This window comes from Brevibacillus fortis (genome assembly GCF_003013395.1).
Lineage (GTDB): Bacteria > Bacillota > Bacilli > Brevibacillales > Brevibacillaceae > Brevibacillus > Brevibacillus fortis.
In genome coordinates this window covers 77,009-89,705 of record NZ_PXZM01000005.1, presented here as the reverse complement: position 1 = coordinate 89,705, position 12,697 = coordinate 77,009, and the positions used below count along the sequence as shown (strand labels likewise).

Below are 12,697 nucleotides of genomic sequence, written 5' to 3'. Positions count from 1 at the left end.
GCCTGATACATTTGGTCTAGCCTTCCTTTTTCCTTTTCTGGTACTATACAAATAGAAGAAATATAAACAATATTCTATAAGTATAGTTCAAAATGTATTCCAGAAAAAGAGATTGGCAAAAATGGGGGGCTTTTCCATGAAGTTGGGCGCTCGTATCCTGCTCGTACTACTACTGGCAGGAAGTGTTCCGCTGACGGCAGCGGGAGTGTTTGCTTATCAAGAATCCAAGCAGGAATTGTTGAACGGAAGTGCCGCTACACTGGAAGCGCTGCGTTATAGCAACAAGGAACAGGTGGAAAATTACTTTCGCGAGCGAGCCAGGAACGTGGATACGTTGGCTGCATCGGGAACAGTAATGTCTGCCCTTTCTTCGTTTGAAGACGTGTGGCGGCAAGGACGAGAATCGCCTGCTTATGAAAAAGTGCAAGGGCGGTATACGAACGAATTGAAGATGGAGGTCGCTCGCTACGGCTTTGTGAATGCCTATCTGTTGAATGCACAAGGGGACATCGTGTATGAGGCAAAGCCGCAGGCCGATTTTGGTACCAATCTCCTGACAGGCTCACACGCTGACTCTGTACTTGGCCAGACTGTGCAGCAAGTGAAGAAAACCCAAAGCGCAGAAATGTCAGATCTAGGCATTTACGAACCATCTGGAGCGGCGCCAGGGATATACATAGCAGCGCCGATCTACGAGCGAGGCTACATCATTGGGCAAATAGCCGTAGAAGTATCCATGGATTATATTTCTAGAATATTCAACCAACGAGAAGGGCTGGGGGAAACTGGGAAGATTTACTTGGTTGGTGGCCCGGACAAGCTGATGCGCTCGCAACTGGGCAGTGGGCCAAATACGTTGTTACAGCAAAAAGTAGATACGCCCGTCGTCGATCAAGTCTTACTCACCCAACAATTTGAAGGAACGATCGAAAGTGTTGATTACTTAGGACAGCAAGTACTCGTGTCCTATGATCAGGTCAAAGTGGGGAAGAAGACGTGGGCGATTTTGGCAGAGATGAATATGACCGAAATACTAGAGGGCCCGACCCGCATTCAGAATGCCATGATTGCCTTTAATGGTGCCGTACTCTTGCTAATCGTCATCATCTCGTTAGTTACAGCAAACTGGCTTCGACGTTCGTTTCGCGGCATGCTTGCCGTCGCAGAGCGGATCGGACATGGGGACTTTTCGCGTGAGATTCCTGACAAGCTGTTGAAACGAAAAGATGAACTGGGTGAGCTGGCAGGGTCTCTCGTCACAATGCAGAAGCAACTGCGCAAAATTTTGTTTCAGATTCAGCAGGCAGCCGCTTCCGTTTCCGGTGCTGTGCGAAATATTCAGGGAAACACCAGTGAGATTGCCGCTTCCAGCCAGCAAATTGTCCTGGTTGTCGATCAAGTGGCCGCCTCTGCTGACAGCCAGGTAGAAAAAATGGGACAAACCTTGAATCTGGCTGTTGATTTGACGAAGGATGTGGCGGTTGTAACGGAAAATGTAGAGCGGGTGACACTATCTGCGGAAGAAATGAAGCAGCATGCACACGCTGGCAGACGCGCGATCGCAGATGTGATGGACAGCATGGACGAAATCAATCGCTCAGTAGAAGCCGCAACAGATGTCATTCATGTATTGGAAGGGCGCTCGAAAGACATTTCGAGAATTATCTCTGTCATTACAGAGATTGCCCGACAGACGAATTTGCTCGCCTTGAATGCTGCGATCGAAGCGGCCAGAGCAGGAGAGCATGGCAAGGGATTTGCCGTTGTCGCAGGAGAAGTACGCAAGCTGGCGGAAGACACCAATAGCGCTGCCCAACAGATTGTAGGCATGATTGGAGACGTACAAAAGGATACGAGGGAAGCAGTCGCCAGGATGGAAGAGGGTGCCCAAACGACCGCACGCGGCATGAAGACAGCACACCAATCCCAAGAGATGTTCCAGCACATCGAGGAAAACATCCTTGGGGTATCGCAAGAAATCAACGGAGTCAGTGAAGCCTTCAAGCGTATGGCACCAGATGCCCAGCAAGTAGCCGTTGTCGCTGGTGAAGTATCGTCAGCATCGATGCAAGCGGCTGCCGGTGTCCAAAGCATCTCGGCAGCGGCAGAGGAGCAGAGTGCAGCGATGGAGCTCATAGCAGATGCTGCGAATCAGCTGGCCATTTTAGCAGAAGAGCTGAGAAGCTCACTTGCAACCTTTGTTTCGCGTGAAAATTAAGAAAAAAGGGACGGAGAAAAGCCAGTTACAACTGCCTTTTCTCCCGTCTCTTTTTGTATTTTGGAAGGATATCTCACACGAAATGTTGAATGATAAGGACGATGGAGAGTTTCAAGCCGGAGGGACGTAAGCGTGCACAAACTAGACTGGGAACTATATCTGCTACCGTTCGAACAAGCTGTAGAAGAAATCAAAGTCAAAATTAAAAATATCCGTAACGAGCTGCGCAAACGCAAGGAGCATTCACCGATTGAGTTTGCGGTGGGTAGGGTCAAATCGATCCCGAGTATTTACAACAAGGCAAACCGCTTGCAGTTTCCGATTGATGAGAATATCTGCTGGGAAATTCGAGATATCGCGGGCATCCGCGTCATTTGCCAGTTTATTGATGATATACCTGCAGTCGTAGAGATGATCCGCAACCGTGGAGACATGCGTGTGTATTTGGAGAAGGATTATGTCTCTACCCCAAAAGAAAGCGGTTATCGTGGCTATCACCTTGCTGTGGAGTACCCGATCATGATGGCGGGTGGGCAAGTGACCATTCCTGTAGAAATTCAGATTCGCACATTGGGAATGAATTTTTGGGCGACGATTGAGCACTCGCTGAATTACAAATATGAGGGAATTATCCCATCCGATATACGACAAAGGTTGTTCGAGGCTGCCAAGGCGTCCTACAAGCTGGATAGCGAAATGAACAACATTCGGGACGAAATTAAAGACGCCCAAGCAGAATTTACGAAAAAAGAAGTGCCAATGGAGTCGTTATTATCGTTGGTTGAGCTGGATCTCGACGTCGATGCGGCAATGGACGCAGGAAGTATGAATGAGAGGACTGAAGAAGAGAATGACAAGCGTTAATTGGCTGGAAGAAACAAATAAACGCAAGGAAGAACTGATTGCGACGACGCAACAATTTTTGCAGATTAAAAGCGTATTGGACCCCGAAACAGCACGGGAAGGGGCTCCATTTGGAGAAGGGATTCAGCAAGCGCTTGACTTTGCACTAGGCGTGTGTGAAAAAGCAGGCATGACAACGAAAGACGTCCGAGGATACGCAGGACACGCTGAATTCGGGCAAGGCGAGGAATTGATCGGAATTCTGAGCCATGTCGATGTCGTACCAGAAGGCGATGGCTGGAGTACGCCACCGTATGCAGCAGAAATCGTGGATGGACGCATGGTGGCCCGTGGAGCGATTGATGACAAGGGACCGACGATGGCGGCTATTTTCGCAGCGAAGATCGTGATGGAACTTGGATTGCCGCTGTCGAAGCGCGTACGCTTTATTTTCGGTACGGATGAAGAATCGAGCTGGCAGTGTGTGAACACGTATTTTGAAACGGAAGAAATGCCGACGATGGGCTTTACGCCAGATGCAGACTTCCCGCTGATCTATGCGGAAAAAGGTTTGACCGATCTATCGCTGCGCCAGACGCTTGCAGCCTTCCAAAGCCTCGGAATACCTGCTGCAAAAAACGTGCAGGCAAAGCTCGTTTCCTTGCAGGCTGGCTTACGGATGAATATGGTTCCAGACAAGGCTGTAGCAACGCTTGCGCCAATCGGCTTGAATAGTGAGGCGATTGCACAAAGCTATCGCCAGCACTTGGAAGCGACTGGCTTGAAAGGCAAAGTGGAGGAGCAGGACGGTCTCGTGGTGCTGCACATGGAGGGCGTCTCGGTTCACGGAATGGACCCGAGCAAAGGCGTCAACGCGGGTACTGAGCTCATTCACTTTTTGCACACATTGTCGTTGGATGAACGTGGAGCCGTCTTTGTAAATTTGGCTGATCGTTATTTGCACAAGCAGCATTACGGAGAAGCGATCGGTATCGCGCATGATGATGAAGAAATGGGTGCACTCACACTGAACACAGGTGTGATCGCGTACGACGAAAAGCAGGATGCGCTTTTCCGTCTGAATATCCGTTACCCACATTCTGTTGCCTTCGAAAAATGGTCGGCCGTTCTTGCTGAACGATTCAGTGAAGGCGCATTTACGCTCGAAGTAGCTGAGCATCTGACACCTCACCGCGTCGACCCGAATCACCCGTTGGTGACGACACTGCAACGTGTGTATACGGAACAAACGGGCGAGGAAGCTGGCATCATTGCAATTGGCGGCGCTACCTACGGCCGTTCGTTGGATGTTGGGGTAGCATTCGGACCACTTTTCCCAGGGCGTCCTGACAGTGCCCACCAGCGGGATGAATTTATTTACGTGGAAGATTTGATCAAAGCGACAGCGATTTACGCGCAGGCGATTTATGAATTAGCGAAGTAGGAATCGCGAACGGCTGGACACAAGCGCCAGCCGTTTTTTATTTTTCCTGCATCAGAAGAGACAAATATCTTTGCAAATACTGGAAGTCAGTACTATAATGCAAGTAACGATTGATCGATTAATCATTCATTAACAAGGAGCCTGTACAGCATGCCACTTTCAGCAGAACAAGTACTAAAAATGAAGCAAAAGCGGGAAACGATTCTTCAGCAGGCCATTCTCCTGTTTGCCGAGCACGGCTATGATGATACCACGATTGCAAAAGTCGCGAAGGCATCGGGAGTCAGCTTTGGCAGTGTTTTCACCTACTTTGAAAACAAGGATCAGCTCTTTCATGCTGCTGTCACTGAGCCATTGCAAGAGCATTCCGTCAAGCTGCTTGACTTTGATCCCCAAGCAGTTCATCCACTACTGGAATTAGAGAGAATGGTGACCAATCACATCAAGATATTCGCCGCGTTCGATTCATACTTGCGACTGGTCGTACAAGTAGTAGGCTACTACAATCGTTTTGCTCATTCTTTTGCCGAGCTAGATGCATTTCACAACATCTTTCGTACGAAAATTGCCGAGCTCTTGATCAATGGACAAGAGAAAGGACTCTTGCATGTCCAAGATCCCAAATACGTGGCGACAGCGTACATGAGTCTGTTAATTGGTCTGCGTGTGAATTTGACGGATGAGCCACAAAGCAACATGTGGGAAAAATTCGTTCCGTTTGCCATGCAGCTTTTTGGACCGAAGAATCGCTAGCATTCTCCATCGGTCTTTTTTTTGGGATATAAATGATTGATTAATCAATCGTTATAAGAAAGAGGAGTGGTCACGATGAGTTTTTGGAAGTTCGACAGCAACATCCGGATCAGGCTGATGTTACAGTTTTTGACGACCATGGCGAGCATGACGGTTACCCCGTACTTGATTATTTTTTTCTCCAAGCAATTGGGGACGGTTGTAACGGGCTTTATGTTTCTAGGCGTGATGGTAGCAAGTGTCGCAGGCTCTTTTACAGGGGGATATGTGGCGGACAGGATCGGGCGAAAAAAAGTCATCGTTGTATGTGAGGCGGTCATCTTCCTTAGTTTTCTTGGTGTGGCCTCCGTCAACTCGCCATGGATTCAATTGCCCTATGTGACCTTTATTCTGTTTCTGTTCAATAATTTTTGTTTGGGGGCGTCGGGTCCTGCTTACCAAGCGCTCATCATTGATGTGAGTCATCCGGAAAACAGGAGAGCAATTTTTACGGCTTCCTATTGGCTGAATAATCTGGCGGTAGCCATAGGGGGATTGGTCGGTGCATTTTTGTTCGACGAGCATTACTTTGCCCTATTTCTCGGTGTGGCTGTAAGCATTGCAATTTCACTCGCCATTACGATCTTGTTTATCAAGGAGACGTATGTACCAGAAAAACTTGCACGCTCGGCGTCTCACAAACAAACACAAAAAGATTCGAGTTTTCTTGGAGATATCATAGGAGCATATAAAGAAGTGCTGAAGCACCGGATTTTTCTGCTGTTTACCATAGCGAATCTGCTCATTATTGCTGTAGAGGAGCAATTGACCAATGTCATCGGCCTACGCTTAGTGAAAGAAATCCCAGAGCCTGAGCAGCTTTTTTCGTTTCTTGCCATTCAGGTAGATGGGATGAACTTGTTAGGCCTATTAAAAACAGAAAATACGTTGCTGGTCGTATGCTTGACCGTTTTGGTCTCTTATATGATGAAGAAAAGGAAGGATAGAGTGGCGCTCCTGTCAGGCTTGAGCTTGTTCTTTGGCGGGTATGCATGGATTAGCTACAGCAATTCTCCCGCTGTCTTGCTCATTGCCATGTTCTTCGCGACACTGGGTGAAGTGATGCACATTCCCGTCAAACAAGCGTTACTCGCCAATATGGTGCCAGATCATGCCCGGAGCACGTATATGGCTGTACATTCTCTGTTTAGCATCGTAGGGGTCAGCAGTGCAGGTGTGTTTATTTTGGCAAGTGCGTGGGTTCCCAACGTTGCGATCACCGGAATTTTTATAGGGATGGGACTGATTTGTCTCGTGCTATTTCATCGTATCACGAAAAAAGTCGGGCAAGAACAAGAAGCTGCTACGAAGGCCACCCAATCAAATGCGACAGCATGACGGATTACTCTAGCGCATTCGGAACATGGGTTGGGGAAACAATAACAAATAGGGTGTAGGCAATTTGGAAATGAAAGGATTTTGTAAGCGGTTTCTTGAAAGCATAAAGGGAACAAGTCAGTAGCGAAAAGGAGATAAAAAATGGACGATCTCACGAAATTGATCAAGGATTTGACGGAAGCGGACGGAGTGCCTGGGCACGAGCGCGAAGTCAGGGTGAAGATGGAAGAGTACTTACAGCCTCTCAGCGACCAATTGGTAAAAGATCGGCTAGGTGGGGTACTCGGGAAGAAGACGGGTGCAGAAAACGGTCCGAAGATTTTGCTCGCCGGACATTTGGATGAAGTAGGCTTCATGGTGACACATATCACGTCAAAAGGGTACTTGCGTTTTATCCAGCTTGGCGGATGGTGGACGCACAATATTCTCTCACAGCGCGTGAAGGTCAAGACACGCAAAGGAGAGTATCTGGGGCTCATTGGTTCGAAGGCACCACACGCTCTGGAAAAAGAAGAGCGGGAAAAAGTCATGAAGCTCAAGGATTTGTACATTGATATCGGTGCGAAGGACGAAGCGGATGCAAAGGAAATGGGTGTTCGCCCTGGTGATTGGATTGTCCCAGATAGTGAATTTGCGACAATGCGCGACGGCGAGCTATGGGTCGCGAAGGCACTCGATAATCGCGCGGGTTGTGCACTCGCCATTGAGGTGCTGAAACGATTGCAGACGGAAGAACATCCAAATGTGGTATACGCCGGTGCCACTGTGCAGGAAGAGGTAGGTACTCGCGGTGCTGGTACAGTAGCGAGGCTGGTTGAACCTGATATTGCTTTTGCTGTCGATGTTGGACTCGCCTATGACACCCCTGGGAATGAATCGTATCCGATGACCTGCAATGTGGGGGACGGTCCTCTCGTCATGTTATTTGATGCTACGATGATTCCGCATACTGGATTGCGCGATCTCGTATTCGACACAGCAGAGGAGCTCGGCATCAATATCCAGGTGGATGCACTCGCAGGAGGCGGAACAGACGCAGCGCAATTCCATATAAGCGGCATTGGATGCCCATCTATTGTCGTCGGCTTTGCGACACGGTATATTCACAGCCATAATGCGATTATGTCCAAAAGCGATTTCGAACAAGCTGCACAGCTGCTGACAGCCGTCATCAAGAAGCTCGATAAGGAAACGGTTCAACAATTGATCGACTGATGAGGTAGGCGAAACCCTCTCCATGCATGTATGATTGCGATGGAGAGGGTGTTTTTGTGATGATGGAGTTAAAAGGATATCGAGACCGAGATGAGGTAAAACGCTTACTGGCAGAATGCATGTGGCCCGACAACGAAAAAATAGAAAGAGAACTTGCGCCATGATCAGCGAACTGCTCCATAACGGGGGGCTTAGAAAGATACAGGCGGAAACTGATCAGGAAGCAGTCGGGTTTTATCGAAAAGCAGGTTTTGTGATCACGAGCCTCGGAGAAAAATACCCGGGAGTTGAACGGTTTAGTTGTTTTTTCGAGAGTACTCCTTTAGTATAGGTAGGATAGGATTTCGCAAGGGCAACAACCTGCCTAGGATGAATTTTGATTGATAGGAGCCGGTTTTTTCGCATCCACTGTCCATGCAGTCATGGTGTGGCGAATCGGACCGCTTGTGAAAGGAAGTGGAAGTTATGGCAAAATCGTTTGCGTCTTTTGGCTTTAGACCGGAGCTGATGCAAGGGATTCAAGACCTGTATTATAAAGAACCGACACAAATTCAAGAGGAAGCTATTCCTCTTATTTTGGAAGGAAAAGACCTGATCGGACAAGCTCAAACAGGAACAGGAAAAACAGCTGCGTTCATGCTGCCGATCCTTAATGGATTACAAGAAGGAAAACGCGATATTCAAGCGCTGATCCTCACGCCGACCCGCGAGCTTTCCATTCAGATTGCAAAAGAAGTGGAAAAGCTGGGCAAACACTTGAATGTGAACGTGCTCTCCTTGCACGGTGGAACGGATATCGACAAACAGCTGAGCAAGCTGAAAGAAACCGTACACGTTGTCGTTGGAACGCCTGGACGCGTGCTGGATCATATGAAGCGCGGATCGCTCCACTTCGGCCGTATCTCCACACTCGTGCTGGATGAGGCAGATAAGATGATGGAAATGGGCTTCTTGGAGGATGTGGAGCAAGTAATCGTTCACACACCTTCTCAGCGTCAGGTACTGCTGTTCTCCGCGACGATGCCTGATTTGGTGAAAAGACTGGCGCACCGTTTTATGGATCAGCCACCGCATGTCAAAATCGAGGGCAAGCAGAAGACAGTTGAACGCATTGAGCAATTTTACTATGTGGTCAACCAAAGTGATAAAACAGACGCGCTTGTGGATGTTCTGGAACAGGAACAGCCATTTTTGACCATTGTATTTGCCAATACGCAAGTGCGCGTTCAACAATTGACAGCCCGTCTTCAGGAAAATGGCCTCTCGGCGAAAGCTCTGTACGGCGATTTGTCCCAGAACAAGCGGGAACAACTCATGAAGCAATTCCGCGACATCCGTTTTCAATACTTGATTGCGACAGATATCGCTGCTCGTGGACTCGATGTAGAAGGCGTAACACACGTCATCAACTACGATTTGCCGAATGACGTGGACAGCTACATCCACCGTGTTGGACGTACTGGTCGTGCGGGACAAAAAGGAAAAGCGATCTCCCTCATTTCCCCTCGTCAGAAAAACTTGATGGCTCGTTTTGCCAAAGCCACGAAGGCTTCGATTGAAGAAAGAATTATGCAGGCAGGACGCCATCTGGATGCGGGACGTCGTCAGCGCGCAGAAGAACGGGAAGCTCATTTCGTTGAGCTGCGAGTGCAACAGGTGAAAGAGCAGCAGAAGGAAAAAGACAAAGAGTTCTCTCCTGTACGTGACGCCTTGAAGAAAAAGACGAAGGTAAAGCCAGGCTACAAAAAGAAGATGGCGCGTGAGCTAGGTGAACTGCAAACGCAGTACGAGAAAAACCGCAAGAAGGCAGAAGCGATTGCAGCACGCAAAGCAGGTAAATCTGCGAAGCCTGCCGATGCTAAAAAAGCGGGAAAAGGTGGAGCCGCTCGCTCTGCGAAGGGCGGAAAACCGTTTAATCAATCCTCATCCGCTGGGAAAACACGTGGAAATAAGTAGAGATGTTAAGAGAAACTGTCCAGATTTGAAAAGAGTCTGGGCAGTTTTTTTGATTTGGCAAGAAGGGCATTCCCTGCAAAAATGATGAAATGTGTAGGATTTTACGGATATGATCATTTGGGACACGAAACTCACCGAAGTAAATATAGGACAAATGCTCATGAATCGGATGGAAGTGAAAATTAATTATTTCATTCCATTTTCTAACAACGGTGTTACGTTGAAATGTATACATACACTGTGGTAGATTGTTGTGTATTGTTTCGTAAAACAAAACTTTTTTAAAGTAAGGATGAATCATGAAAAAAAGAAATAAAATTGCTCTCGTTTCTCTTGTGGCAATCGTAGGATTGGTTTTGGTTTTCATCGTGATGAACAAAACGGTTCAAACTGAATTTGAGTCGCTAAATGAAACGGACAAACAGATGTTAACCGAGTTATCGACGATTTATAAGCATTTTGAGCAATCATCGGATCAGCTTTGGAATGAGGAGTATGATTTTCGAACCTTACCGCTCCTGCTTGTGCACACGAATAAAGATAGAGGGTTTTTCCGAAAAGAAGCCTTTGCAGTAAATGTGAAGCAATTCGAAAACAGCATGTTTGCCACAGAAATCAAAGTACCAGAGTCATTCGGTTTGCCTAAGGTGTATCGTGTCAGCCGTTTTGATCCGTCCACGATTTCTGCTTGGATGCCCTTTAACTTTGCGACTCTTGAGATGGATGACACCGAAGCCATGTATTATAAGTATCATCCCAAAATGTTTAGCGACCCTGAGCTGTATTTTGATTTTTCATCCTTTTTGCTGCATGAATCGTTTCACATCTTCAAACAAAAAAAATGGACCTATGATGCTGATGGGGCAGAATTCATTGATAACTACCCCGTTACAGAAGAAAATTACGCCTTGATGGGACTCGAATTCAAGCTGCTGGATCAGGCAATGGCTACAAACGATACCGACACCATCAAACAGCACTTGCGTGAATGGGCGATCGTGCGCAACTATCGTTATCAGAAATGGCCACAACTGGTGGGGGAAACCAAGACAGAGGCGATTGAGGGATCAGCCCGCTATATCGAGTATCGTTACAGCGAGCTTACAGGTGGAAAGCTGACCGTTCTTGCGACTAAAGAGGCGCCATATCACGTTACGTTTAGGCATGTACTTGATGTGAGTGCCAATGGTCAACTGACCCCGCGTTATTTGGTAAGAAGTATTCGGTATGAGACTGGTTCAGCACTCGAGCTCTTGATGGACAAAGCCGCTATTCCTTGGAAAGCAGCGGTCGAGGATCACCCGCAGAAACCGGGTCAAACACAGTATGAAATAGTAAAATCCTATTTCAACATACAGGACAGTTCTAGCGTGGAAAAAGAAATAGAGAGCATCAAGAGCAAGTATGGATATGAAGCTCTTCTGGAGCAAGGGGCAAAGATTGTGAAATGGAATAAAGAAGAGCAGTAACGTTTCTAAAAAGGCTTATTCCCACTTCGACAGGAGGAATAAGCTTTTTTCGTACCCGAAATCGAAGGATGACCTAAATCTATTAGGAATACGTTCTAAGATTCAACCTGAAACAGAAAAAAAATAAGAAAACCAGGTAAGTAGTTAAAAATATACGGTTATGACCCCGGTTATACTTCTGTTTGAAAGAAATTGTTATAATGAACGTAAAACAAGGAGGGGGATCTAATGGACCGGATTGATGAACAAATCCTCCGCTTATTGCGGGAAAATGCCCGAATCACCAGCTCAGACATCAGCAAGCAGGTTCATTTGTCTGTGCCTGCGGTCTCCGAGCGAATACGCAAGCTAGAGGATACGGGACTCATTAAACAATTCACGGTGAAGCTGGATCGGGAGCAGCTAGGGCTTCACCTGATTGCATTTGTCATGGTGCAAATCGAAAAAACGGAGCACATCGCTGGCTTCCGTGAAGCGATCGTGCAGGCAGACTGTGTGCTGGAATGCCATCATATTGCGGGAGCTTACGATTATGTCCTGAAGGTTGCCGTAAAAGGGACGGCCGATCTGGAACGGTTTATCTCAGAAACATTGAAGCAAGTAGAAGGTGTAAGCAAGACGAATACGATGATCGTCCTGTCTTCCATGAAAGAGGAGATGTGAATCCGATGGCGATCTGGAACGGTCTGTTATTCGGGATGATGCTTCAGCTATCGGTTGGTCCCGTTTGTCTGGCGGTGTTGCATCGCTCGATGACTCAGCGATTGCGAGATGCACTCATGATGGTACTGGGGGTTGCACTAGTAGATGCGGTTTATATGGTGGGGGCGATTGGGGGATTGTCACTGTTGCTTACTATCCATTGGGTCAAACAGATGGTTTTGATGATGGGAGCCCTCATTTTGACTTGGTTTGGGATTCAAACCTTGCGTGCCATAAAAGGCAGAGGAGAACATGAACAAGATCAAGATCCCATCCAACAAGCTCCAACTGCTCGAAGCAGCTTTTGGCATGGTGTGCTTCTGACGCTCGCGAATCCTCTGACGGTTCTGTTTTGGGCGGGAGTATTTGGCTCACTCTTGGCATCAGGCACTTTTCTTCATTCAACGGATTTATTCTTGTTTGCTACAGGCTGTTTGTTATCGACTTTCTTGTTCCTGGGGCTGATAGCTTTTTTGGCTGCGTATTTGGCTCGATTTTTTCGCTCGGGATGGCTCAACGTTTTTCATGGGCTCAGTGGTGTCTTTCTGATTGGGTTTGCGATTGTCCTTCTACAAAAAGCTGTCTGATGCCGCCATACTGACCGATTGAAGGAGTTCGGCATGGCTGCATCGAATTTTATTTGAATAAGATTGGTAATAGAAAATAGTGTTTTCCTCCCATGTGATTTGGGTAATAGATAGGAAGATAGAACCCTTTCTT

The 12,697-nt window shown here is 47.4% G+C and carries 10 protein-coding genes; all 10 read left to right on the top strand.

The genetic code is table 11. From position 1 onward, the window contains the following. Window positions 1–136: 136 nt before the first annotated feature. The 10 genes from C7R93_RS05595 (at window position 137) to C7R93_RS05545 (ending at window position 12,564) form a co-directional block, all read left to right on the top strand. The gene (locus C7R93_RS05595) at window positions 137–2,218 is read left to right on the top strand and encodes a methyl-accepting chemotaxis protein (protein WP_106837888.1); all 2,082 of its coding nucleotides are present in this window, start codon (window positions 137–139) and stop codon (window positions 2,216–2,218) included. Window positions 2,219–2,350: 132 nt separating this feature from the next. Continuing rightward, entirely contained in the window at window positions 2,351–3,082 is a 732-nt protein-coding gene (locus tag C7R93_RS05590) for a GTP pyrophosphokinase (protein ID WP_106837885.1), read from the top strand. Further along, window positions 3,069–4,505, top strand: a complete 1,437-nt coding sequence (gene pepV / locus C7R93_RS05585) for a dipeptidase PepV (RefSeq protein WP_106837884.1) — start codon at window positions 3,069–3,071, stop codon at window positions 4,503–4,505. Before C7R93_RS05590 ends, pepV begins: the two co-directional genes overlap by 14 nt. A 150-nt stretch (window positions 4,506–4,655) precedes the next feature. Further along, window positions 4,656–5,258, top strand: a complete 603-nt coding sequence (locus C7R93_RS05580; RefSeq protein WP_106837883.1) for a TetR/AcrR family transcriptional regulator — start codon at window positions 4,656–4,658, stop codon at window positions 5,256–5,258. A 75-nt stretch (window positions 5,259–5,333) separates the two neighbouring features. Next, window positions 5,334–6,635: an MFS transporter gene (locus C7R93_RS05575; protein ID WP_106837882.1), complete on the top strand. Its 1,302-nt coding sequence runs from the start codon at window positions 5,334–5,336 to the stop codon at window positions 6,633–6,635. Window positions 6,636–6,776: 141 nt separating this feature from the next. Then, entirely contained in the window at window positions 6,777–7,850 is a 1,074-nt protein-coding gene (locus C7R93_RS05570; protein ID WP_106837881.1) for a M42 family metallopeptidase, read from the top strand. Window positions 7,851–8,315: 465 nt separating this feature from the next. After that, window positions 8,316–9,806, top strand: a complete 1,491-nt coding sequence (locus C7R93_RS05560; protein ID WP_106837880.1) for a DEAD/DEAH box helicase — start codon at window positions 8,316–8,318, stop codon at window positions 9,804–9,806. 299 nt (window positions 9,807–10,105) lie between these two features. Next, window positions 10,106–11,275, top strand: a complete 1,170-nt coding sequence (locus C7R93_RS05555; protein WP_106837879.1) for a hypothetical protein — start codon at window positions 10,106–10,108, stop codon at window positions 11,273–11,275. Window positions 11,276–11,503: 228 nt separating this feature from the next. Continuing rightward, complete coding sequence (locus tag C7R93_RS05550; protein WP_106837878.1) at window positions 11,504–11,938, top strand: Lrp/AsnC family transcriptional regulator; 435 nt, start codon at window positions 11,504–11,506, stop codon at window positions 11,936–11,938. 5 nt (window positions 11,939–11,943) lie between these two features. Further along, a complete protein-coding gene (locus tag C7R93_RS05545; RefSeq protein ID WP_244191454.1) occupies window positions 11,944–12,564 on the top strand; it encodes a LysE family translocator in 621 nt (206 codons plus the stop codon). Window positions 12,565–12,697: the final 133 nt, after the last annotated feature.

Excerpts from the sequence above, each read along its gene's own strand:
- C7R93_RS05595 (WP_106837888.1), top strand. The coding sequence starts at position 137 with ATGAAGTTGGGCGCTCGTATCCTGCTCGTACTACTACTGGCAGGAAGT.
- pepV (WP_106837884.1), top strand. The coding sequence starts at position 3,069 with ATGACAAGCGTTAATTGGCTGGAAGAAACAAATAAACGCAAGGAAGAA.
- C7R93_RS05580 (WP_106837883.1), top strand. The coding sequence starts at position 4,656 with ATGCCACTTTCAGCAGAACAAGTACTAAAAATGAAGCAAAAGCGGGAA.
- C7R93_RS05575 (WP_106837882.1), top strand. The coding sequence starts at position 5,334 with ATGAGTTTTTGGAAGTTCGACAGCAACATCCGGATCAGGCTGATGTTA.
- C7R93_RS05570 (WP_106837881.1), top strand. The coding sequence starts at position 6,777 with ATGGACGATCTCACGAAATTGATCAAGGATTTGACGGAAGCGGACGGA.
- C7R93_RS05560 (WP_106837880.1), top strand. The coding sequence starts at position 8,316 with ATGGCAAAATCGTTTGCGTCTTTTGGCTTTAGACCGGAGCTGATGCAA.
- C7R93_RS05555 (WP_106837879.1), top strand. The coding sequence starts at position 10,106 with ATGAAAAAAAGAAATAAAATTGCTCTCGTTTCTCTTGTGGCAATCGTA.
- C7R93_RS05550 (WP_106837878.1), top strand. The coding sequence starts at position 11,504 with ATGGACCGGATTGATGAACAAATCCTCCGCTTATTGCGGGAAAATGCC.
- C7R93_RS05545 (WP_244191454.1), top strand. The coding sequence starts at position 11,944 with ATGGCGATCTGGAACGGTCTGTTATTCGGGATGATGCTTCAGCTATCG.